This window comes from Amycolatopsis sp. NPDC114478 (assembly GCF_055633805.1).
Genome location: NZ_JBVKDO010000003.1, coordinates 289,948 through 313,157, shown reverse-complemented (window position 1 = coordinate 313,157; position 23,210 = coordinate 289,948). Strand labels below are relative to the sequence as shown.

Below are 23,210 nucleotides of genomic sequence, written 5' to 3'. Positions count from 1 at the left end.
CGATGACGTTCCTCCAGGGCGCTAAACGCGTCGCCAACCGTCCCCTCCAGACACTGGACACCCTCGGTGACCAGATGTCGTTCTACGGCCGGGCGCTGCTGTGGACGCCGCGGACGCTGCGCCGCTACACGAAGGAAGTCCTCCGGCTGCTCGCCGAGGTCAGCTTCGGGTCCGGCTCGCTCGCGGTCATCGGCGGCACGGTCGGCGTGATGGTCGGCCTGACGCTGTTCACCGGTGTCCTCGTCGGCCTCCAGGGCTACTCGGCGCTGAACTCGATCGGGACGTCGGCCTTCACCGGCTTCCTGACGGCGTTCTTCAACACGCGTGAGATCGCGCCGCTGGTCGCGGGCCTCGCCTTGAGCGCCACGGTCGGCGCCGGGTTCACCGCGCAGCTGGGCGCCATGCGGATCTCCGAGGAGATCGACGCGCTGGAAGTCATGGGCGTGCCGAGCCTGCCGTACCTGGTGACGACGCGGATCATCGCCGGTTTCGTCGCGGTCATCCCGCTCTACATCATCGGCCTGCTGAGCTCGTACCTCGCGTCACGACTGGTCGTCATCTACATCTACAACCAGTCCGCGGGTACCTACGACCACTACTTCGACCTGTTCTTACCACCGCAGGACGTGCTGTATTCGTTCATCAAGGTGCTGCTCTTCAGCGTCCTGATCATCCTGTCGCACTGCTACTTCGGCTACCGCGCGACCGGCGGGCCGGCCGGCGTCGGCGTCGCGGTCGGCAAGGCCGTGCGCCTGTCCATCGTCACGGTGTCGATCATGAACTTCTTCATCGGGTTCGCCATCTGGGGAACCGACGTCACGGTAAGGATCGCGGGATGAGGACGCTCCGACGCAGGCTGCTCGGCCTGCTGCTCATCGCCGTGATGGTCGGCGGGGTGGCGCTGTCCATCGCGCTCTACGACAAGGCGTTCACGCCGGTCGTCACGGTCAAGCTGCAGGCCGACAAGATCGGCAACCAGCTGATCAAGCAGTCCGACGTCAAGGTGCGCGGGCTGATCGTCGGGTCGGTCCAGGACATCGTCGCCACCGACCACGGCGCCGAGCTGACGCTCGCGCTCAAGCCGGAGTCGGCGAAGCTGATCCCGGAGAACGTCTCGGCGCGGTTCCTGCCGAAGACGCTCTTCGGCGAGCGGTTCGTCTCGCTGGAGATCCCGAAGGACCCGTCGGCGAAGACCCTCTCCAGCGGCGACGTCATCCCGCAGGACCGGACGTCCAGCGCGGTCGAGCTGGACCAGGCGTTCGAGCACCTGATGCCGGTGCTGCAGGCGGTGCAGCCGCAGAAGCTGTCGGCGACGCTCACCGCGATCTCGACGGCGCTGCAGGGCCGCGGTGACCAGCTCGGCGACACGCTGACGCAGCTGGGCACCTACATCGGCGAGCTGAACCCGCACGAGCCGGAGCTGCAGCACAACCTCAAGGCGCTGGCGGAGTTCTCCGACCACCTCAAGGACGCCGCGCCGGACCTCGTGCAGAGCCTCGACAACCTGAGCACGACGACCCGGACCGTGGTCGACGAGCAGCAGAACCTGTCGAACCTCTACGGCAGCCTGACGACCGCGTCGATCGACCTGCAGACGTTCCTGCAGAACAACAAGGACAACATCATCTCCCTCGTCGACACCGCCCGGCCCACGGCCGAGCTGCTGGCGAAGTACGCGCCGGAGTACCCCTGCGTGATCTCCCAGATGGCCCAGAACGTGCCGCTGATCGACCAGGCGCTCGGCAAGGGCACCAACCAGCCCGGCCTGCACGCGACCATCGAGATCATCGTGCCGCGCGCCCCGTACAAGGCGGGCAAGGAGGAGCCGCGGTTCGAGGACAAGCGCGGCCCGCGCTGCTACGACATGAAGGACATCCCGAAGCCGTTCCCGTCCGAGCCGCCGGACGGCGCGTTCAAGGACGGCACGCAGCACCAGGCCGCGCCGAAGACCGTCGGTGAAGGCCTCAACCCGGCCAAGTTCAAGCAGGACGCGGCCGGTGGCAACGGCAGCGGCGGGGACCTGGCGTACTCGAGCGCGGAGCAGGGCTTCCTGGCCGACCTGCTCGGCCCGCAGCTGGGCATGAACGCGGCCGACGTCCCGGGCTGGAGCTCGCTGCTCGTCGGACCGCTCTACCGCGGGGCGGAGGTGACGGTGAAGTGAGGGGCCTGCTCGCGCCGCTGATCAAGCTCGGCATCTTCGTGGTCGTCACCGTGCTGTTCACCACGATCCTCGGGATCAGCATCGCCAACATCAACACCACCAGCACCAACGCCTACAAGGCGCGCTTCACCGACGCGACGCTGCTGCTGCCCAACGACGACGTCCGCATCGCCGGCGTCCGGGTCGGGCAGGTCAAGGACGTCAAGATCGTCGACAAGCGCCAGGCCGAGGTCGAGTTCGAGGTCGACGCCGGGCGGACGCTGCCGGCCGGGGTGACCGCGCAGATCAAGTTCCGCAACCTGGTCGGCCAGCGCTACGTCTCCCTCAGCGAGGGGGAGAACAGCGGCGGCAAGACCCTGCAGCCCGGCGGCACCATCCCGCTGGACCGGACCACGCCGGCGCTGGACCTGACCGAGCTGTTCAACGGCTTCAAGCCGCTGTTCACCGCGCTCAACCCGGACGACGTCAACAAGCTGTCCTACGAGGTCATCCAGGTCCTGCAGGGCGAAGGCGGCACCGTCGAGAGCCTGCTTTCGCACACCGCGTCGCTGGCCACCACGATCGCCAACAAGGACCAGGTGATCGGCGAGGTCATCGACAACCTCAACTCGGTGCTCGACACGGTCAACGCCCACACCCCGCAGCTCAACGACCTCATCATCAAGCTGCAGCAGCTGACGTCCGGCCTCGCCGCCGACCGCAAGCCGATCGGTGACGCGATCCAGAGCCTCGGCAACCTCGCCGAGACGACCTCCGGCCTGCTGGGCGACGTCCGGGAGCCGCTGAAGAACGACATCAGCGCCCTCGGGAACCTCACCGACCAGCTGAACAAGAACGAGCCGGAGCTGGAGCACTTCATCCAGTTCCTGCCGACCAAGGTGAGCACGCTGACCCGCACCGCGGACTACGGCTCCTGGTTCAACTTCTACGCCTGCGAGTTCTCCGGGAGCGTCAGCTTGCCCCCTCTGATCAACGACGTGGCCCTGCCCCTGCTCCCCGTGAACCGGGCGAGGTGCACGGGATGAAGTCCTTCCAGAAGCGCAACCCCGTCCCGATCGCGCTGGTCGGCATCGCCGTCCTGGCCCTCGGGTTCATCGCGGCGCTGAACTCCGACGACCTGCCGGTGATCGGCGGCGGCACCACCTACAGCGCCGAGTTCAGCGAGGCCTCCGGGCTGCAGAAGGACAACGACGTCCGGATCGCCGGCGTCAAGGTCGGCAAGGTCAGCGACATCCAGCTCGACGGCGCGTCGGTCAAGGTGTCGTTCAAGGTCAAGGACGCCTGGCTGGGTGACCGGACCGCCGCCGCGATCAAGATCAAGACACTGCTCGGCCAGAAGTACCTGTCGCTGGACCCGCAGGGCCAGGGTTCGCTGAACCCGGGCACGGCGATCCCGCGCGACCGCACGATGGCCCCCTACGACGTGCTCGACGCGTTCCGCGGGCTCTCGCAGACGGTCGACAACATCGACACCAAGCAGCTGGCGCAGAGCTTCGACACGATCTCGCAGACTTTCGCCAACACGCCGCAGGACGTGAAGGGCGCGCTGTCCGGGCTGTCGAAGCTGTCGGACACGATCGCCTCGCGCGACCAGCAGCTGTCGAACCTGCTGGCCAACACCCGTCAGGTGTCGCAGACGCTGGTCGACCGCGACGCCGAGGTGCAGAAGCTGCTCACCGACGGCAACAAGCTGCTCGACGAGCTGTCGAAGCGCGAAGACGCGATCACGTCGCTGCTCAACGGCTCCCGCGAGCTCGCGACGCAGCTGCAGGGCCTGATCGACGACAACGGCAAGCAGCTCGACCCGGTGCTCACGTCGCTGGACCAGCTGACGTCGATGCTGCAGCGCAACCAGGACTCGCTCGCCGAGGGCATCAAGAAGTTCGCGCCGTTCATCCGCGTCTTCACCAACACCATCGGCAACGGCCGCTGGTTCGACAACTACATCTGCGGCCTGCTGCTGCCGTCGATGGGCCCGATCAACGAAGAGGGGTGCTACACGAAATGAGTGACACCCGCTTCGGAGCGGCCCTGACCCGGGGCTTCACCATCGCGATCGTCCTCGCGCTCGTCGTCGCCGGCGGGATCTGGTGGACCCTCAAGGACGCCGGCCGCAACCACCTGACCGCGTACTTCGCCGGCGCCGTCGGCCTGTACGAGGGCAACAGCGTGCGGATGCTCGGCGTCGACATGGGCACGGTCACCAAGATCCAGCCCATGGGCAACCAGGTCAAGGTCGAGTTCGAGTACGACCGCTCGGTCGCCGTCCCGGCCGACGCCAAGGCGCTCATCGTGGCGCCGTCGCTGGTGTCCGACCGCTACGTCCAGCTCGCCCCGGCCTACACCGGCGGCCCGCGGATCTCCGACGGCGCGGTCATCGGCCTCGACCGCACCGAGGTGCCCCTCGAGGTCGACCAGCTGGCCGCCAGCCTGGCCCGCGTCAGCGAGACCCTCGGCCCGAACGGCGCCAACAAGAACGGCTCGCTGTCGAACCTGCTGAACACCGCGGCGGCCAACGTCGACGGCAACGGCCAGGCGCTGCACGACACGATCACCAAGCTCGGCCAGGCGGCCGGCACGCTGGCCGGCAACAAGGACGACCTGTTCACCACCGTCGAGAACCTCGGCAAGTTCTCGCAGACGCTGGCCGACAGCGACAAGTCGGTCCGCAGCTTCGAGAGCCAGCTCGCCGACGTCAGCGGCTACCTGGCGTCGGAAAAGGACAACCTCGCCGCGACCGTCCAGCAGCTGGGCACCACGCTCACCTCGGTACAGGCGTTCATCGACCAGAACCACGACCGGCTCAAGTCCAATGTGGACAAGCTGGCCGGGATCACCAAGGTGCTCGTCGACCAGCGCAGCTCGCTCGCCGAGATCCTGGACGTCGCGCCGGTCGGCCTGAGCAACCTGGTCAACACCTACAACGGCGCGTCCGGCACGCTCGACGCCCGGCCGAACCTCAACGAGCTGACCCAGCCGCCGCTGGTGATGATCTGCCGGCTGCTCAAGCAGGCCGGCAAGGGCATTCCGGACGTGCTCGGCAACGCCTGCGAGAGCATCGCCGGCGTGGTCGACAAGGTGATCCCGCTGCCGTCCGTGGCGCAGACCGTGCAGGCCCTGCAGTCCGGTCAGCTGCCGCCGCTCCCGCTGCCCATCGCGGGGCAGCTCTACGGAGGTGGCCAGTGAAGAAGCTCCTGACCGTCGGGGCACTCGCCACGGTGTCCGCGCTGACGCTGTCCGGCTGCGCCTTCAACGGCATCTACGACCTGCCGCTGCCCGGTGGCGCCGACCTCGGCGACCACCCGTACACGGTGAACGTCGAGTTCCGGGACGTGACGGACCTGACCCCGCAGGCCGGGGTGAAGGTCAACGAGGTGCCGATCGGCCGGGTCGAGAACGTCGGCCTCACCAAGGACGGCTGGCACGCGCTGGTGACCCTCAAGGTCAACGGCGACGTCAAGCTGCCGGCCAACGCGCTCGCCAACGTCAAGCAGTCGAGCCTGCTCGGTGAGAAGTACGTCGAGCTGGCCTCGCCCGGCGACGACCAGGCCCAGGGCAAGCTCGCCGACAACGCGACCATCCCGCTAGCCCGGACGAACCGCAGCGTCGAGGTCGAAGAGCTGCTCGGCGCGCTGTCGCTGCTGCTCAACGGCGGTGGGATCGACCAGCTCAACACGATCACCAAGGAGCTCAACAAGGCCACCTCCGGCCGCGAGCCGGACATCAAGGCGCTGCTGGACAACGCGAACCAGCTGGTCACGAACCTCGACCAGCAGTCGCGCAACATCACCCGGGCCATCGACGGGCTGAACCGGCTGTCCTCGACCCTGAACGACCAGAAGGACAAGCTGGTCGGCGCGGTCGACAACCTCGGGCCCGGCCTCGGCGTGCTCGAGCAGCAGCGCGGCCAGCTGGTCACGATGCTGCAGGCGCTGGACCACCTGTCCGGCGTCGCGACCGACACGGTCAACAAGTCGCAGAAGGACCTCGTCGCCGACCTGAAGGCGCTGACGCCGACGCTGCAGAAGCTCGGCGAGGCGGGCAACGACCTGCCGAAGGCCCTGCAGATCCTGCTGACGTTCCCGTTCAGCGACCAGGCCGTCAACGGCGTCAAGGGCGACTACTTCAACCTGTACGCGAAGGTGGACCTGAACCTGAAGACCGTCGTCGAGAACCTGGGCAACAGCCGCCAGAACGCGCTGGCCGGGCAGATCCCGCTGCCGGGGCTCACCGGCGGCGTCGAAGGCACGCCCGCCAACCAGCCGCCGCCGCTGCCGATCCCGGGCTCCGGGCAGCAGTCGGGGACGTCGCAGCCGGGCCTCGGCAACCTCTTCGGGCTCCTGTCGGGAGGTGCGGGCTGATGCTGATCCGCCGGACGAAGATCCAGCTGATCGCCTTCGCGGTCATTTCGATCGTCGCGATCGTGTACGCGCTGATCCGGTTCGCCGGGCTCGGCACCGTGTTCGGCAACAGCGGCTACACGGTGAAGCTGCAGCTCAACGAGTCGGGCGGCATCTTCACCAACGCCGAAGTCACCTACCGCGGCTACAACATCGGCCGGGTCGGCGACATGCGGCTGACGCCGACCGGGCTCGAGGCCGACCTGAACATCGACCCGTCGGCGCCCCAGGTGCCGGCCGACCTCGACGCCGTCGTGGCCAACCGGTCGGCGGTCGGCGAGCAGTACGTCGACCTCAAGCCGAAGGCCGACAAGGGCCCGTACCTGGCGTCGGGCTCGGTCATCCCGGCGTCGAAGACGACCACCCCGGTCAGCACCGACCGGCTGATCGGCGACCTCGACAGCCTCGCCGCGTCGGTACCGGTCGACTCGCTGCGCACGGTCGTCGACGAGTCCTACGACGCCTTCCGCGGCACCGGCGGCGACCTGCAGAAGCTGCTGGACACCGCGCGCAGCTTCACCACGACCGCGCAGCAGTACCTGCCGCAGACCATCCAGCTGCTCGACCAGGGCGGCAAGGTCCTGGACACGCAGAACGCCGAGGCGGCGAACTTCGCGTCGTTCAGCAAGAGCCTCAACGAGCTGACCGGCACCCTGAAGAGCTCCGACGGCGACCTGCGCAAGCTCATCGGCATCACGCCGCAGGTGGCGACGCAGATCAGCCAGGTGCTGAAGGAGTCCGGCCCCGGCCTCGGCGCGCTGACGGCGAACCTGCTGACGACGGCCAACCTGACCGTGACCCGGCTCGACGGCATCGAGCAGGGCCTGGTCACCTACCCGGCGCTGGCCGGCGCGGCGAGCAGCGTGGCGCCGGGCGACGGCACCGCCCACCTCGGCCTGGTGCTCAACCTGTTCAACCCGCCGTCGTGCACCAAGGGGTACCTGCCGTACTCGCAGTACCGCACCGGCAACGACCTCTCGGCGAAGCCGGCGAAGGAAGACGCGTACTGTGCCGAGCCGAAGGGCAGCCCGATCAACGTCCGGGGCGCGCAGAACGCGCCGTACGGCGGGGTGCCGGTCGCGCCGTCCGACTCCGACGTTTCGGCCAACGCGAACCGGCCGGCGCAGGAGCTGGCCGACGAGCGCAACACCCGGGGCGTGCCGGGCATCGTCGGCAGCCCCGGCGTCAGCCTGAACAGCCTGGGTTCGCTGCTCGGGCTCGCCTGACGTGGATTTGATGACCGTTACCTACCCTGGAGTGCTATGAGTTCGGACGAGCCGGCCGTCGTGGCGGTGGACGAGGAGCCCGCCGGTGCTCCGGCGGCCCCGGGCCGGGATCCGTCGCGGGTCCTGGTGCTCGGCGCCGCGGCGCTGGCGCTGGCCGCGCTGATCGCGGCGGCGATCTTCGGCGTCCAGTGGTGGGTGGCCGCCAACGACGACAACGCCGGCCTGGCGGCCTCGCGCGAGGCCGTGGTCAAGGCGGGCACCAACGCGCTGAAGGCCTACACCGAGGTCGACTACCAGGACCTCGACGGGTTCTTCGCCCGGCAGAAGTCGGTCTCGGACGACAAGATGTCGCAGCAGATCGACCAGTCGGCGCCGACGTTCCGCAAGGCGCTCGCCGACGCCAAGACGAAGGTCGTCACCGACGTCCAGGACATCGCCGTCGAGGAGCTGGACGACCACGAAGGCAAGGCCAGCTTCCTCGCCGCCATCGCCACGACCGTCACCCAGGGCGACAAGAGCAGTGCGAAGCCGCTGCGCCTCGAGGTGTCGATGACCCGCGTCGGCGAGGATTGGAAGCTGTCCGGCATCGACAGCGTCCCGCTCGTCGCGGCCGGCCAGTAGCGTCACCTCTTAAGGAGCTTGTAGTGCCCCCCTCCCGCCGCCAGCCGCCTCGCAGCAGCAGCACCCCGCCGTCGCGCCGGCCGCGCGTGGCCGGCCTGCGCAAGCCGCCGACGGACGAGTCCGCCGCCGAGCGGACCGGCCAGCTCCCCGCGGTCCCGGCCAAGCCGCGGCCGCGCCCGGCACCCCGGCCGGCGCCGCGACCGGCGGCCAAGCCCGCCCCGGAGCCCTTCGACGCCGACAGCGGGCAGCTGGACACGGCGTCCGCCGAGGACACGCAGGTCTTCGCGGCGGTCGGCACCGAGGAGGAGCCGCAGGTCGACGCGCTCACGGGCGAGCCCGAAGCCGAGCCGGCCGACGAGGCCCCGGCGAAGCCGGCCCCGCGGCGGAAGAAGCGGGACACGGGCATCGCGAAGCCGACGGACGCGTCCGAGGTCCCGGTCGCCGACGTCGCGGACGAGGAGCCGGCGAGGCCGAGGGCGCAGCGGCCGTACGTGGTCGCGGGCGCGCTGGTGCTGGTGGCGCTGGTCCTGGGCGGGCTGGCGTTCTGGTTCAAGTCCGAAGAGGTCGCCGTCTCCTCGGCGACGAGCAACACGGCGCTGCTGGACGTGGCGAAGACGGCCCAGGTCAAGGACGCGGTGTCCAAGGCGGCCGAGGCGCTCTTCTCGTACGACTTCAACAACATCAAGAAGACCGAGGACGCGGCGAACGACCTGCTCGCCAACGACGACGTCAAGAACAAGTACAACTCGCTGATGGGCGAGGTGAAGCGGCTCGCGCCGGCCCAGAAGATGGTCGTGACGTGCAAGGTGACCCGCGCGGCGGTGATCATGCTGAACGGCGACCTGGCGAAGGTGATGGTCTTCGTCGACCAGACGTCGACCCGCACGGACACGAAGAAGACGACGGCGGGGACCGCCCAGCTCCACTTGAACGCCCAGCTGCAAGGGGACAAGTGGAAGATCACGGACATGGACACCTACAACGCCCCCAAGGTCCCGGCGGCCACCCAGGCGCCGGCGTCCCCCTCGCCGACCAAGTAGCTCCCGGCGGCGGCCCGCGACCCGATCGGTCGCGGGCCGTTTCCGTGCCCGCAGCGGCCCGGTGAGCCGCCGTCACGGGCACGGGACACGTGTGACGCCTGAGACGTCCGGCACCCCCTGGAAACCGGCTCCGGGCCGATCACCCGAATCGCCCGCGACACGCCGCCGGCGGCGGAACCGGTCCCGTCCGAAGTGGCCTGGAACACAGCTCCGCAGTGCCCCGGTACGCGGGAAACCCCCAGGTCCGGCCCCTATTACTGGCGCTACCAGCCGGTAGCTGGAAGACTATTCGGCCGCTCACGCTCCGCTGACCTTCTCCAACGCTGCGCCAACCGGCGGGACCCCCGTGTGGCATCTTGACTCTCGGGCCCGGTGGGTTCACGCTTACTCCCGACGGCGAAACCGGCGGCCCTTGCGGGAGGGACAACCGGCTCGCCTGGAGGCATACCTGAAGACGTCGCGAGGCAGGCTGGGCCCCATCGGGAGCGCCCCCTGGACAGACCGCGCCGTTCGGGCTAGACTGCCTCTTTGCGCTGCCCTCTTTCAGGCTGCCCGGAGCCGGTAGTTAGGATAGTGGGCACACGGCACCCTTGACAGTCGCTCATAGCTGTTGCTATGGCGGCCGTCACCGCTCATTGTCCCCGGAAGGACGCATCTTGGCAGTCTCTCCCGCGAACCAGGCCACTGCTGCGACCACCTCGGCTGAATCTCGCTCGGAGTCCACGGGAATCCCCGGCGCGCCCAAGCGGGTTTCCTTCGCAAAGATTCGCGAACCCCTGAACACCCCCAACCTGCTCGACGTCCAGATCCAGTCGTTCCAGTGGTTCACCGGGGACGAAGCGTGGTTCGAACGCCGTGTCGAAGAAGGTGAAGAAAACCCGGTCGGCGGCCTCGAAGAGGTCCTGAACGAGATCTCCCCGATCGAGGACTTCTCCGGTTCGATGTCCCTGTCCTTCTCCGCTCCGCGGTTCGACGAGGTCAAGGCCTCGATCGAGGAGTGCAAGGACAAGGACATGACGTACGCCGCGCCGCTGTTCGTCACGGCCGAGTTCGTCAACAACAACACCGGCGAGATCAAGAGCCAGACGGTCTTCCTGGGCGACTTCCCGGTCATGACCGACAAGGGCACGTTCATCATCAACGGCACCGAGCGTGTCGTCGTGTCCCAGCTGGTCCGCTCGCCGGGCGTCTACTACTCGAAGGACGTCGACAAGACGACCGACAAGGACGTCTTCAGCGTCCGCGTGATCCCGAGCCGCGGCGCGTGGCTCGAGTTCGACGTCGACAAGCGCGACACCGTCGGCGTCCGCATCGACCGCAAGCGCCGCCAGCCGGTCACCGTGCTGCTGAAGGCGCTGGGCTGGACCACCGAGGCGATCCGCGAGCGCTTCTCCTTCTCGGAGACGCTGCTGGCGACCCTCGAGAAGGACCACACCGCCGGCACCGACGAGGCGCTGCTCGACATCTACCGCAAGCTGCGCCCGGGCGAGCCGCCCACGAAGGAGAGCGCGCAGACCCTGCTGGAGAACCTGTTCTTCAAGGCGAAGCGCTACGACCTGGCCAAGGTCGGCCGGTACAAGGTCAACAAGAAGCTGGGCCTCGAGACGCCGTACGACACCGGGACGCTGACCGAAGAGGACATCGTCACGACCATCGAGTACCTGGTCCGGCTGCACGCCGGCGAGGACAAGATGGACGCGCAGAACGGCACCGAGATCCCGGTCGAGACCGACGACATCGACCACTTCGGCAACCGGCGCCTGCGCACGGTCGGCGAGCTGATCCAGAACCAGATCCGGGTCGGCCTCTCCCGCACCGAGCGCGTCGTGCGCGAGCGCATGACCACGCAGGACGTCGAGGCGATCACGCCGCAGACCCTGATCAACATCCGCCCGATCGGCGCGGCGATCAAGGAGTTCTTCGGCACCTCGCAGCTGTCGCAGTTCATGGACCAGAACAACCCGCTGTCGGGCCTGACGCACAAGCGTCGTCTGTCGGCCCTCGGCCCGGGTGGTCTGTCCCGTGAGCGCGCCGGCATGGAGGTCCGGGACGTCCACCCGTCGCACTACGGCCGGATGTGCCCGATCGAGACGCCGGAAGGCCCGAACATCGGCCTGATCGGCTCGCTCTGCTCCTACGCGCGGGTCAACCCGTTCGGCTTCATCGAGACGCCGTACCGCAAGGTCGTCGAGGGCCGGGTCACCGACCAGGTCGACTACCTGACCGCGGACGAAGAGGACCGGTACGTCAAGGCCCAGGCCAACGCGCCGATCTCGGACGACGGCACCTTCGTCGAAGACCGGGTCATGGCCCGCCGCAAGGGCGGCGAGGTCGAGCTGATCGACCCGCTCGACATCGACTACATGGACGTCTCGCCGCGGCAGATGGTCTCGGTCGCGACGGCGATGATCCCGTTCCTCGAGCACGACGACGCGAACCGCGCCCTGATGGGTGCGAACATGCAGCGCCAGGCCGTGCCGCTGCTGCGCAACCAGGCCCCGTACGTGGGCACGGGCGTGGAGCTGCGCGCCGCGGTCGACGCCGGTGACGTGCTCGTCGCCGAGCAGGCCGGCATCGTCGAGGAGCTCTCGGCGGACCTGATCACGATCATGCACGACGACGGCACGCGGAAGAGCTACGGGCTGTACAAGTTCCGTCGCTCGAACCACGGCACCTGCTTCAACCACCGCCCGATCGTCAACGAGGGCGACCGGGTCGAGCAGGGTCAGGTCATCGCCGACGGCCCGTCCACCGAGAACGGTGAGATGGCGCTCGGCAAGAACCTGCTCGTCGCGGTCATGCCGTGGGAGGGCCACAACTACGAGGACGCGATCATCCTCTCCGAGCGCCTGGTGCAGGACGACGTCTTGACGTCGATCCACATCGAGGAGCACGAGATCGACGCCCGCGACACCAAGCTGGGCGCCGAGGAGATCACCCGGGACATCCCGAACGTCTCCGAGGAGGTCCTGGCCGACCTCGACGAGCGCGGCATCATCCGCATCGGTGCCGAGGTCCGCGACGGCGACATCCTGGTCGGCAAGGTCACGCCGAAGGGCGAGACCGAGCTGACGCCGGAAGAGCGCCTGCTCCGCGCGATCTTCGGCGAGAAGGCCCGCGAAGTCCGCGACACCTCGCTGAAGGTGCCGCACGGCGAGACCGGCAAGGTCATCGGCATCCGCGTGTTCTCGCGCGAGGACGACGACGAGCTGCCCCCGGGCGTCAACGAGCTGGTCCGCGTCTACGTGGCCCAGAAGCGCAAGATCCAGCCGGGCGACAAGCTCGCCGGCCGGCACGGCAACAAGGGTGTCATCGGCAAGATCCTGCCGGTCGAGGACATGCCGTTCATGGAGGACGGCACCCCGGTCGACATCATCCTGAACACGCACGGTGTGCCGCGACGGATGAACATCGGCCAGATCCTCGAGCTGCACCTGGGCTGGCTGGCCTCGCAGGGCTGGACGATCGAGGGCGACCCGGACTGGGCGAAGAACCTGTCGCCGGAGCTCTACGACGTCGCGCCCGGCACGAACACCGCCACCCCGGTGTTCGACGGCGCGAAGGAACAGGAGCTCACCGGGCTGCTCAGCGCGACCAAGCCGAACCGCGACGGTGAGCGCATGGTCAAGGAGAACGGCAAGGCCACGCTGTTCGACGGCCGCTCCGGCGAGCCGTACCCGTACCCGGTCGCGGTCGGCTACATGTACATCCTGAAGCTGCACCACCTGGTCGACGACAAGATCCACGCCCGCTCCACCGGCCCGTACTCGATGATCACGCAGCAGCCGCTGGGTGGTAAGGCGCAGTTCGGTGGCCAGCGCTTCGGTGAGATGGAGTGCTGGGCGATGCAGGCGTACGGCGCCGCCTACACGCTGCAGGAGCTGCTGACGATCAAGTCGGACGACGTGGTCGGCCGCGTCAAGGTGTACGAGGCCATCGTCAAGGGGGAGAACATCCCCGAGCCGGGCATCCCGGAGTCGTTCAAGGTGCTCCTCAAGGAGCTCCAGTCGCTGTGCCTCAACGTCGAGGTGCTCTCCAGCGACGGCGCGGCGATCGAGATGCGCGACTCCGACGACGAGGACCTCGAGCGCGCCGCGGCCAACCTCGGCATCAACCTGTCCCGCAACGAGTCGCCCTCGGTGGACGACGTCGTGCACTGATCGCGAGCTGAGCGAGGGGGACCGGCCTCCCGCAGGGCCCCCTCGCTCGCCCGCCCCCCTCTCTAGCCGAAACAACCCCAAGGGGATCTAGACGTGCTGGACGTCAACTTTTTCGATGAGCTCCGCATTGGTCTCGCCACGGCCGACGACATCCGTCAGTGGTCGTACGGCGAGGTCAAGAAGCCGGAGACCATCAACTACCGGACGCTCAAGCCCGAGAAGGACGGCCTCTTCTGCGAGAAGATCTTCGGTCCGACCCGGGACTGGGAGTGCTACTGCGGCAAGTACAAGCGCGTCCGCTTCAAGGGCATCATCTGTGAGCGCTGCGGCGTCGAGGTGACCCGCGCCAAGGTGCGCCGCGAGCGGATGGGCCACATCGAGCTGGCCGCCCCGGTCACCCACATCTGGTACTTCAAGGGTGTTCCCTCGCGCCTCGGCTACCTGCTGGACCTGGCGCCGAAGGACCTCGAGAAGATCATCTACTTCGCTGCTTACGTCATCACGGGCGTGAACACGGAGCTGCGCCACAACGACCTGCCGACCCTCGAGAACGAGATCGGCGTCGAGCGCAAGAACCTCGAGACCAAGCGTGACGCGGACATCGAGGCTCGCGCGCAGAAGCTGGAAGCCGACCTGGCCGAGCTGGAGGCGGAGGGCGCCAAGTCCGACGTCCGCCGCAAGGTCAAGGAGGGCGGCGAGCGCGAGATGCGCCAGCTGCGTGACCGCGCCGGTCGCGAGCTGGACCGCCTCGAGGAGGTCTGGACAACCTTCACGAAGCTCGACACCCGCCAGCTGATCGCCGACGAGCTGCTCTACCGCGAGCTCGTCGACCGCTACGGCGAGTACTTCACCGGCGGCATGGGCGCGGAGGCCATCCAGAAGCTGGCCACCGAGTTCGACGTCGCCGCGGAGGCCGAGAGCCTGCGCGACACGATCCGCAACGGCAAGGGGCAGAAGAAGCTCCGCGCGCTGAAGCGGCTCAAGGTCGTCGCGGCGTTCCAGGCCACCGGCAACGACCCGCGCGGCATGGTGCTCGACGCCGTCCCGGTCATCCCGCCGGACCTGCGCCCGATGGTGCAGCTCGACGGTGGCCGGTTCGCGACGTCGGACCTGAACGACCTGTACCGCCGCGTGATCAACCGGAACAACCGCCTCAAGCGGCTGATCGACCTCGGCGCGCCCGAGATCATCGTCAACAACGAGAAGCGGATGCTGCAGGAGGCCGTCGACGCGCTGTTCGACAACGGCCGCCGCGGGCGTCCGGTCACCGGCCCGGGCAACCGGCCGCTGAAGTCGCTGTCCGACCTCCTCAAGGGCAAGCAGGGCCGGTTCCGCCAGAACCTGCTCGGCAAGCGCGTCGACTACTCGGGCCGTTCGGTCATCATCGTCGGCCCGCAGCTGAAGCTGCACCAGTGCGGTCTGCCGAAGGACATGGCGCTCGAGCTGTTCAAGCCGTTCGTCATGAAGCGGCTGGTCGACCTGAACCACGCGCAGAACATCAAGTCCGCCAAGCGGATGGTGGAGCGCTCGCGGCCGCAGGTGTGGGACGTGCTGGAAGAGGTCATCACCGGCCACCCGGTGATGCTGAACCGCGCGCCGACGCTGCACCGCCTCGGCATCCAGGCCTTCGAGCCGCAGCTGGTCGAGGGCAAGGCCATCCAGCTGCACCCGCTGGTCTGCGAGGCGTTCAACGCGGACTTCGACGGTGACCAGATGGCGGTGCACCTGCCGCTGTCGGCCGAGGCGCAGGCCGAGGCCCGGATCCTGATGCTGTCGGCGAACAACATCCTGTCGCCGGCGTCGGGCCGTCCGCTCGCCATGCCGCGGCTGGACATGGTCACGGGCCTGTTCCACCTGACCCGCCTGACCGAGGACGCCGAGGGCGCGGGCAACGCGTACTCGTCGCCGGCCGAGGCCATCATGGCCTTCGACCGCAAGGCGCTGAGCCTGCACGCCCCGGTCAAGATCCGCATCACCGACCGTCAGCCGGCGAAGGCCGACGAAGCGGCGCTGGCGGAGAAGGGCTGGGAGCCGGGCAAGGCGTGGCTGGCCGAGACGACCCTGGGCCGCGTGCTGTTCAACGAGCTGCTGCCGGCGGACTACCCGTTCATCAACGAGCCGATGCCGAAGAAGCGTCAGGCCGCGATCGTGAACGACCTCGCCGAGCGGTACTCGATGACCCAGGTCGCGCAGACCCTGGACCGCCTGAAGGACGCCGGGTTCTACTGGGCGACCCGCTCGGGCGTCACCGTCGCCATCTCGGACGTGCTCACCCCGGTAGGCAAGGCCGCCATCCTCGACGAGTACGAGGGCAAGGCCTCCCAGGTGGAGAAGCGCTACCAGCGTGGTCAGCTGTCGCACACCGAGCGCAACAACGAGCTCGTCAAGGTGTGGACGCAGGCCACCGAAGAGGTCCACAAGATCATGGAGACGGCGCTGCCGGACGACAACCCGATCGCCGTGATCGTGAAGTCGGGCGCGGCGGGCAACATGACGCAGGTCCGGTCTCTGGCCGGTATGCGTGGCCTGGTGTCCAACCCGAAGGGTGAGTACATCCCGCGTCCGATCAAGGCCAACTTCCGTGAGGGCCTGTCGGTGGCGGAGTACTTCATCGCGACGCACGGTGCCCGGAAGGGCCTGGCGGACACGGCGCTGCGGACCGCCGACTCGGGTTACCTGACCCGGCGTCTGGTGGACGTCTCGCAGGACGTCATCGTCCGCGAGACCGACTGCGGCACCACCCGCGGCATCATGATGCCGATCGGCGAGGACATCGGCGACGGCAAGGTCCTGCGCGACCAGCACGTCGAGACCTCGGTCTACGCGCGGAACCTCGCGACGGACGCGGTGGACGCCAAGGGCAACGTCGTGCTGAACGCGGGCGACGACATCGGCGACCCGGCCATCGACAAGCTGCTCTCCAGCGGCATCTCGAAGGTCAAGGTCCGCTCGGTGCTCACCTGCGAGTCGGTCGTCGGCATCTGCGCGACCTGCTACGGCCGCTCGATGGCGACCGGTCTGCTCGTCGACGTCGGCGAGGCCGTGGGTATCGTCGCGGCCCAGTCGATCGGTGAGCCGGGCACGCAGCTGACGATGCGTACGTTCCACCAGGGTGGTGTCGCCGGTGACGACATCACGACCGGTCTGCCCCGTGTCCAGGAGCTCTTCGAGGCTCGTGTCCCGAAGGGCAAGGCGCCGATCGCCGACGTCGATGGCCGCGTGCGCATCGAGGAGAGCGAGCGGTTCTGGAAGATCACGCTGATCCCGGACGACGGCGGCGAAGAGATCGTCTTCGACAAGCTGTCCAAGCGTCAGCGGCTCGCGAACACCCCGAACGGCCCGCTGGGCGACGGCGACCACGTCAACGTCGGCCAGCAGCTGCTCGAGGGCACGCCGGACCCGCACGAGGTCCTGCGGGTCATGGGGCCGCGCGAGGCGCAGATGCACCTGACGGACGAGGTCCAGAAGGTGTACCGGGCGCAGGGTGTGTCGATCCACGACAAGCACATCGAGGTCATCGTCCGGCAGATGCTGCGCCGGGTGACGATCATCGACTCCGGTTCCACGGACTTCCTGCCGGGCGAGCTGCCCGAGCGGACCAAGTTCGAGGCGACGAACCGGGCCGCGGTCGCCGAGGGCGGCGAGCCGGCTTCGGGCCGTCCGGTGCTGATGGGGATCACGAAGGCGTCGCTCACCACGGATTCGTGGCTGTCGGCGGCGTCGTTCCAGGAGACCACGCGAGTCCTGACCGACGCGGCGATCAACGGCCGCTCGGACAAGCTCGTGGGCCTCAAGGAGAACGTGATCATCGGTAAGCTGATCCCGGCCGGTACGGGCATCAACAAGTACCGCAACATCCAGGTGCAGCCGACGGAAGAGGCCCGGGTCGCGGCGTACGCGATCCCGTCCTACGACGACGGCTACTACACCCCGGACGTGTTCGGTACGGGCACCGGTGCGGCGGTCCCGCTGGACGACTACGACTTCGGCCGCGACTTCCGCTGAAGCTGAGTCACGAGAAAGGCCCTCGCCGGGTTTCCGGCGGGGGCCTTTCCCCTTTCCGCGTTCAGCGGAGGTTGCAGCGGGACACCGGGAAGTCGAAGTACGTGTCCGGGAACGGCTCGCCGTTCAGCGTGTAGTGCCACCACTCCTCGGGCAGGTTCCGGAAGCCCGCCGCCGTCATGGCGTTGCGCAGGAGGTCGCGGTTCGTCCGCGCTACTCCCGTGATCGCCGGTTTGTCGGTGTGGGCCAGCGGGTCGAAGCAGTCGTAGCCCGTGCCCATGTCGACCGTGTTGTCCGGGAACCGCTGGTCCCGCGGTGCGAAGCACGGCTTCAGCGGCTCGCCGGGAATGTACGGCCGCTGGTGGCGCGGCGGGAGCTTCACCAGCGTGAGGTCCATTGTGCTGCCGCGGCTGTGTCCGGACTTCTCGGCGATGTAGCCGTCTTCGAACAGCCGGTCTTTGGCGACGTTCGGGTAGAACTCCGCCTTCATCTTCTCGTCGGCGAGGTCCTTCGCCCACCGCACGAAGTGGTCGACCGCGCGCTGCGGGCGGTAGCAGTCGTATACCTTGAGCGTGTAGCCCTGCCGGAGCACCCGCGCCTGGACCTGCCGCAATCCCGACGCCGCCTGGCGGGTCAGGATGCAGGTCGGCTCGAGGTACCCGTCGATCCGCTGCCCGACGAAGTTGTGCCGAGTCGCGTACCGGATGTCCTGCAGGATCGATGGCGCGACGTCGGACAGCGCCACGAACTCCGAAGCCGGGGCGGCGGCCGACGCCGGAGCGGGGACGGCGACCCCGGCCAAGGCGGCGAGGGCGACGGCGAAAACGCGGAAGATCGGCATCCCTCTCCTCTACCAGCTCGGCACCCCGGCGATCCGCCGCCAACCGGTCAGGACCAGCCCTCCGACGTCGTCGCCCGAAGGAAGTCGTCGGATGGCGGCTGCACCGGCCGGCCCTCGAACTGCGTCGACAGCACCACCGACGACCGCAGCTCGCCGTGCTTGCCCAGCCGCTCCAGCAGGCCCTCGAAGTGCTCGAGCGACGCCGTCCGGATCTTCAGCATCGTGCAGTGGTCGCCGGACAGGCGGTGGATCTCCACGACCTCCGGGTAGTCCTCGGACTTCGACGTCTTCAGCAGGCAGCTGCTCAGCGCGCAGCGCATCTCGACGAACGCCTGCAGCGGCTGGCCCGCGCGCCGCGCGTCGACCTGCGCGCGGTAGCCGGTGATCACCCCGGTCTCCTCCAGCCGCCGCACCCGCTCGGCCACCGCCGGCGCCGACAGGTTGATGCGGCGGCCCAGTTCCTTGAACGACAGCCGGCCGTCGGCCTGCAGCAGGTCCAGCAGCCGCCAGTCGACGTCGTCCAGCGGCTTTTCCGAACGGAAGGTCATGGGCCCCATTTTCCTTCCGAACCGCGGCCGTGGCCACGGATTTGCCGTTCACCGCCCCTTCGATCGCGCGCCGGAAGTTCCTAAAGTTGCTGGTCATGGGGACTTTGACGACGACCGGCCGGGCCCGGTCCGTGGGAGCGCTGTTCGCCGGCGTCGCGCTGCTCAACACCGCGACGGTCGGGTTGAGCACGGCGGCGACGCTGATCGTCGCCGCGGGCAGCGGGCCGGGCTGGAGCGGCTTGCCGAGCGTCGCGAACGTGCTCGGCACGGCCGCCGGCGCGCTGGGCGCGGGTCTGCTGCTGCCGGGCCACGGCCGCCGGCGCGTGCTGACCGCCGGGTACGCCGTCGCCGCGGCGGGCGCGCTGGTCGCGTTCGCCGGCGCGCTGACGACGTCGCTCGTGCCGCTCCTGCTGGGCATCCTGCTGGTCGGCCTCGGCAACGGCGGCGCGCAGCTGTCGCGCTACCTGGCCGCGGACCTCTACCCCGAGGAACGCCGGGGCCGCGCGCTCTCGAACGTCGTCTGGGCGGGGACCGTCGGCGCGCTCGCCGGGCCGGCGCTGATGGCCCCGGCGGCGGACGTCGTGACCGGCTTCGGCTGGCCGGCGCTGTCCGGGCCGGTCGCCGTCGCGGTGCTCGCCATGGCCGGGGCCGCCCTGGCGGCGGCGTTCCTCCCGCGGCACGTCCCGCTCCCGCGAGAAGCGCCGGTGAGCGCCCCGGTGCGGGTGACCGGCGTCGCGAGGCCGCTGGTCGCGATGGTCGCCGCGCAGCTCACGATGGTCGCGGTCATGACGATGACGCCGTTGCAGCTGCAGAACCACGGGCACGGGCTCGACGTCGTCGGCTGGGTGCTGAGCGCGCACCTGTTCGGCATGTTCGCGCTGGCGCCGCTGTCCGGCCGGATCGCCGACCGCTGGGGCCCGCGCGTCACCGTCAACGCGGGCCTGGGCGTGCTCGCGCTTTCGACGGCGACCGCGCTCGCGGCCCCGACCGCGCACGCGTCCGGCCTGCCGGTGGCGTTGTTCCTGCTCGGGTACGGCTGGAACCTGGTGTTCGTCGGCGGCAGCGCGCAGCTGAGCCGCGACCTCGCGCCCGCGACGCGCAGCCGGGTGCAGGGGACCGTCGACGCGGTCGTCTGGTCGGCGTCCGCGCTGGCCGGGCTGGGCTCCGGACAGCTGTTCGCCGGTGGCGGGTACGCGCTCGTCGCGGTCGTCGGCGGGGTGCTGGCCCTGCTCCCGCTGGTGTTGCTGGTTCCCCGCCGGCCGTGACATCCGGTGATCTTCCCAGGTCGACGGACCGTAGCCGGGCGGTTGTAGGCAAAATTCTCGTCCCGGTGGCCGCCGAGGGCTGGCGAAGATGGGCCGTGGCTGACTCTGTGCCCTTCACGGACAACTTCTCGGACCTCTCCAACACGCAGGGGTACCAGTTCGAGTTCCGCTGTGAACGCTGCGGCAACGGTTTCCGTTCCGCCTTCCAGCGCGACAACATGGAGACCGGGCGAAGCGTGCTTCGCACGGTCGGGTCGTTCTTCGGCGGGACGCTGCGGGACCTGAGCAACTCGGCCGACCAGTGGCGCTACGACCGCGCGACCAACTCGCCCGCCAAGGACCGGGCGCTGGCCGCCGCGGTCAAGGAGATCACCCCGAGCTTCCGCCAGTGCCGCGGTTGCGGCGACTGGATGTGCCAGGACCAGTGCTGGAACGAGGAGATCGGCCAGTGCCTGCGCTGCTCGCCGAGCGTCGCCGAGGAGATCTCGCGCGCGCAGGCGTCGGCGCAGCGCGACCAGATCTGGGACAAGGCCCGCGACAAGGACTGGACGTCCGGGCTGGACATCGACACCCGCGCCAAGGTCACCTGCCCCGGCTGCGGCCTGAAGGCCGACGGCGGGAAGTTCTGCGCTTCCTGCGGCACGTCGCTGGCGCTCAAGGTCGCCTGCGGCGGCTGCGGGAGTGAGGCCAACAAGCCGGGCGCGTTGTTCTGCTCGGACTGCGGCACCAAACTCTGACCGGGAGTTCCCGGCACTTCATAACGAATACGTAACTCGCAGCCCCGGCGTTCAGGCGCCGGGGCTGCGCCGTTGTGACCAACCGTGACACCGCCGGTTGGACTAAGCGCCGTGCTCACCCATTCGGCGCAACAGATCGCGTCAACTCGGCCCACGCCGTGGGAAATTGACCCGATCGGTGGGTATCTCATTCTTTGATCACGGCTGGACGCTTCGTCCGCTTGGCGCGACTATTCCGCCCGGGTCCGCTGACGTCAGCTTTCCGTTGTGTCCCAACGGTTTCCGTCCGTGATGAAGAACAGGGAGAACCATGCGATCAACTCCGTCGCGCCCGGGCCGGTGGCGAAAGGTGGTGACCGGCGCCGCTGCATTAGCCCTCGCGGCCGGCGCGGTCACGTACACCGGCTCGTCCACCGGCGCCTACGCCGACGTCCAGACGATCACCGACGCGAAGACCGCGTCCGACGGCAAGCAGTACTGGGTGCAGAACCACCTGGTGTCCAACGATCTCGCGCGTTCGGAGAGCGCGACGCCGAAGAAGTGGCTGCTCGTCTGGGCCGGTGACGAAAACATCGCCGACACGCTCGTCAAGGACGTCAAGAACCTGCCGGGCACGCTCGGCGGCGGCCTCAACAAGATCAAGAACGCCTTGCCCGGGCCGGACTTCCTCGCCGTCATCGACGCGACGCAAGGCTCGCCGACGTACGGCAAGGTCGTCAACACCGCGACCGTCGGCCCGTTGGTCGAAAACGAGCCGCACCACATGCAGTACGTGTGGCACAAGGGCGACACGATCTACGCGGGCGCGCTGTTCGCCGCGGCGACGTACGCCTTCGACGTCAGCGCGCTGCCGCAGCTGAAGCTCAAGGGCGTCAGCCTGCCGACGAACACGCTCGGCGGCAGCGTCCCCGACGCCTACTGGGTGCTCAAGGACGGCACCGCGTACGGCACGTACATGGGCGGCCCGGTCGTGCCCGGGCCGCACACCTACGCCGACGGCTCCACCCAGATCGGCAACGGCTTCGCGGGCAGCCCCGGCGAGGTCGTCCACTTCGGACAGAACGCGCAGGTGCTCTCGGAGTCCCCGGCGGCGACCCCGCAGGGCGACAACAAGAAGCTCTGCGACAACCTGCCGCAGCTGGGCACGCCGACCTGCGCCAACCCGCACGGCGTCCAGGCTCGCGAGGACCTGAACACGCTCGTCACGAGCGACTACGCCGAGCCGCGCAACATCATCCTCGACCCGGTGAAGCAGCCGTCGCCGTACCTGCGCCGGCCGACCGTGCGGACCTGGGACATCTCCGACCGCAACCACCCGAAGCTGAAGTCGGTGTCGTACCTGCAGGACGGCCCGCGCGCCGATCCGGCCGACCCGCTGCACGCCGAGAGCCGCGCGGTCATGGAGACCACGGTGACCAACCTGCCGGGCCACAAGGGCGCGTTCGCCCAGACCATGCAGGGCGGCGCGGTGTTCTACACGCCGGACATCACCGCGAAGGAGCCGCACTGGATCGAGGTGTTCGACGACGGCGCCGCGAACAAGTCCATCTACGCGAACAACGACTCGAACGGCGCCAGCTCCAACGGCGGCTGGATCCAGACGAGCCCGGACGACAAGTACCTCTACCGCGCGATCGTCGGGCGGCAGAAGGGCACGCTCTCGGCCGACGACCCCGGCACCACCGGCGGCGTCTACGTCCTCGACATCCAGAAGCTGGTCAACGCCGGCGACCGGATCGAGGACATCGAAGGCCGGGTCGACACGAAGGCGAAGGCGCAGCAGGGCGGGGGCGGCGACCTGCCGACCGTCGTCGGCGCGGCCCCGATCAACCCCGGCACGCCGGGCGCGGGCCCGCACTGGGGCGCCTACGACAACTTCGCGCTCGGCGACGACGGCTTCTACCACGAAACGACGTCGCCGCAGCACCTCGCGGTCTCGAACTACTTCGTCGCGCGGTCCGGTTTGGACGGTGACCACAAGGTCAACCTGCTGAACCTCGGCCCGGACGGGAAGGTGTCGGTCGACTCGAACTTCCGGGACGAGTTCACCGGCCAGGTCGGCATCAACTTCAACCGCAAGTCGTGGCCGCACGGGGACTTCGGCAACGCCAAGCCGCACTCCGAGCTGTTCGTGGTCGCCGACGCGAACGTCAAGTAGCCGACGCGGGCGGGGCCGTCCGCGACCCCGCCCGCCTCTCCCCGGAAGGTC

General features: G+C 68.8%; 16 protein-coding genes. 14 read left to right on the top strand and 2 right to left on the bottom strand.

All coding sequences use genetic code 11. From position 1 onward, the window contains the following. Positions 1-2 precede the first annotated feature (2 nt). From ACZ7OH_RS10365 to ACZ7OH_RS10315, 11 genes are all read left to right on the top strand, one after another. Positions 3-839 carry an MlaE family ABC transporter permease gene (locus ACZ7OH_RS10365; RefSeq protein ID WP_003060266.1) on the top strand — a complete coding sequence of 279 codons (837 nt, stop codon included), beginning with the start codon at positions 3-5 and terminating at the stop codon, positions 837-839. Beyond that, on the top strand, positions 836-2,161 hold the full coding sequence (locus ACZ7OH_RS10360; RefSeq protein ID WP_400900778.1) for an MCE family protein: 1,326 nt from the start codon (positions 836-838) through the stop codon (positions 2,159-2,161). The genes ACZ7OH_RS10365 and ACZ7OH_RS10360 overlap by 4 nt, the downstream gene beginning before the upstream one ends. Continuing rightward, positions 2,158-3,186: an MCE family protein gene (locus ACZ7OH_RS10355; protein ID WP_470280550.1), complete on the top strand. Its 1,029-nt coding sequence runs from the start codon at positions 2,158-2,160 to the stop codon at positions 3,184-3,186. Before ACZ7OH_RS10360 ends, ACZ7OH_RS10355 begins: the two co-directional genes overlap by 4 nt. Beyond that, a complete protein-coding gene (locus ACZ7OH_RS10350) occupies positions 3,183-4,169 on the top strand; it encodes an MCE family protein (protein ID WP_470280549.1) in 987 nt (328 codons plus the stop codon). Before ACZ7OH_RS10355 ends, ACZ7OH_RS10350 begins: the two co-directional genes overlap by 4 nt. Next, the gene (locus ACZ7OH_RS10345) at positions 4,166-5,347 is read left to right on the top strand and encodes an MCE family protein (protein ID WP_470280548.1); all 1,182 of its coding nucleotides are present in this window, start codon (positions 4,166-4,168) and stop codon (positions 5,345-5,347) included. The genes ACZ7OH_RS10350 and ACZ7OH_RS10345 overlap by 4 nt, the downstream gene beginning before the upstream one ends. Beyond that, positions 5,344-6,522 carry an MCE family protein gene (locus ACZ7OH_RS10340; protein WP_470280547.1) on the top strand — a complete coding sequence of 393 codons (1,179 nt, stop codon included), beginning with the start codon at positions 5,344-5,346 and terminating at the stop codon, positions 6,520-6,522. The genes ACZ7OH_RS10345 and ACZ7OH_RS10340 overlap by 4 nt, the downstream gene beginning before the upstream one ends. After that, a complete protein-coding gene (locus ACZ7OH_RS10335; protein WP_470280546.1) occupies positions 6,522-7,787 on the top strand; it encodes an MCE family protein in 1,266 nt (421 codons plus the stop codon). Before ACZ7OH_RS10340 ends, ACZ7OH_RS10335 begins: the two co-directional genes overlap by 1 nt. Positions 7,788-7,823: 36 nt before the next feature. Next, the gene (locus ACZ7OH_RS10330; RefSeq protein ID WP_470280545.1) at positions 7,824-8,408 is read left to right on the top strand and encodes a hypothetical protein; all 585 of its coding nucleotides are present in this window, start codon (positions 7,824-7,826) and stop codon (positions 8,406-8,408) included. 86 nt (positions 8,409-8,494) lie between these two features. Continuing rightward, positions 8,495-9,448 (top strand): hypothetical protein, encoded by a 954-nt coding sequence (locus ACZ7OH_RS10325; protein WP_470280870.1) that lies wholly within the window; start codon positions 8,495-8,497, stop codon positions 9,446-9,448. Between the two features lie 656 nt (positions 9,449-10,104). Next, entirely contained in the window at positions 10,105-13,608 is a 3,504-nt protein-coding gene (rpoB, locus tag ACZ7OH_RS10320) for a DNA-directed RNA polymerase subunit beta (protein ID WP_470280544.1), read from the top strand. A gap of 93 nt (positions 13,609-13,701) precedes the next feature. Further along, a complete protein-coding gene (locus ACZ7OH_RS10315; RefSeq protein ID WP_470280543.1) occupies positions 13,702-17,613 on the top strand; it encodes a DNA-directed RNA polymerase subunit beta' in 3,912 nt (1,303 codons plus the stop codon). 61 nt (positions 17,614-17,674) lie between these two features. On the opposite strand, the gene ACZ7OH_RS10310 is transcribed toward ACZ7OH_RS10315, so the two are convergent. Beyond that, entirely contained in the window at positions 17,675-18,451 is a 777-nt protein-coding gene (locus ACZ7OH_RS10310) for a M15 family metallopeptidase (RefSeq protein WP_470280542.1), read from the bottom strand. 47 nt (positions 18,452-18,498) lie between these two features. Continuing rightward, positions 18,499-18,999 (bottom strand): Lrp/AsnC family transcriptional regulator, encoded by a 501-nt coding sequence (locus tag ACZ7OH_RS10305; RefSeq protein ID WP_400900758.1) that lies wholly within the window; start codon positions 18,997-18,999, stop codon positions 18,499-18,501. Between the two features lie 95 nt (positions 19,000-19,094). On the opposite strand from ACZ7OH_RS10305, the gene ACZ7OH_RS10300 reads away from it, so the two are divergent. From ACZ7OH_RS10300 to ACZ7OH_RS10290, 3 genes are all read left to right on the top strand, one after another. Further along, positions 19,095-20,264 (top strand): MFS transporter, encoded by a 1,170-nt coding sequence (locus ACZ7OH_RS10300; protein ID WP_470280541.1) that lies wholly within the window; start codon positions 19,095-19,097, stop codon positions 20,262-20,264. A 95-nt stretch (positions 20,265-20,359) separates the two neighbouring features. Next, positions 20,360-21,001: a zinc ribbon domain-containing protein gene (locus ACZ7OH_RS10295; protein ID WP_470280540.1), complete on the top strand. Its 642-nt coding sequence runs from the start codon at positions 20,360-20,362 to the stop codon at positions 20,999-21,001. 310 nt (positions 21,002-21,311) lie between these two features. Further along, complete coding sequence (locus ACZ7OH_RS10290) at positions 21,312-23,159, top strand: hypothetical protein (protein ID WP_470280539.1); 1,848 nt, start codon at positions 21,312-21,314, stop codon at positions 23,157-23,159. Positions 23,160-23,210: the final 51 nt, after the last annotated feature.

Bases quoted from the DNA above. Each gene is read 5' to 3' on its own strand.
- ACZ7OH_RS10365 (WP_003060266.1), top strand. From the start codon at position 3: ATGACGTTCCTCCAGGGCGCTAAACGCGTCGCCAACCGTCCCCTCCAG.
- ACZ7OH_RS10360 (WP_400900778.1), top strand. From the start codon at position 836: ATGAGGACGCTCCGACGCAGGCTGCTCGGCCTGCTGCTCATCGCCGTG.
- ACZ7OH_RS10350 (WP_470280549.1), top strand. From the start codon at position 3,183: ATGAAGTCCTTCCAGAAGCGCAACCCCGTCCCGATCGCGCTGGTCGGC.
- ACZ7OH_RS10345 (WP_470280548.1), top strand. From the start codon at position 4,166: ATGAGTGACACCCGCTTCGGAGCGGCCCTGACCCGGGGCTTCACCATC.
- ACZ7OH_RS10335 (WP_470280546.1), top strand. From the start codon at position 6,522: ATGCTGATCCGCCGGACGAAGATCCAGCTGATCGCCTTCGCGGTCATT.
- ACZ7OH_RS10330 (WP_470280545.1), top strand. From the start codon at position 7,824: ATGAGTTCGGACGAGCCGGCCGTCGTGGCGGTGGACGAGGAGCCCGCC.
- ACZ7OH_RS10310 (WP_470280542.1), bottom strand. From the start codon at position 18,451: ATGCCGATCTTCCGCGTTTTCGCCGTCGCCCTCGCCGCCTTGGCCGGG.
- ACZ7OH_RS10305 (WP_400900758.1), bottom strand. From the start codon at position 18,999: ATGACCTTCCGTTCGGAAAAGCCGCTGGACGACGTCGACTGGCGGCTG.
- ACZ7OH_RS10300 (WP_470280541.1), top strand. From the start codon at position 19,095: ATGGGGACTTTGACGACGACCGGCCGGGCCCGGTCCGTGGGAGCGCTG.
- ACZ7OH_RS10290 (WP_470280539.1), top strand. From the start codon at position 21,312: ATGCGATCAACTCCGTCGCGCCCGGGCCGGTGGCGAAAGGTGGTGACC.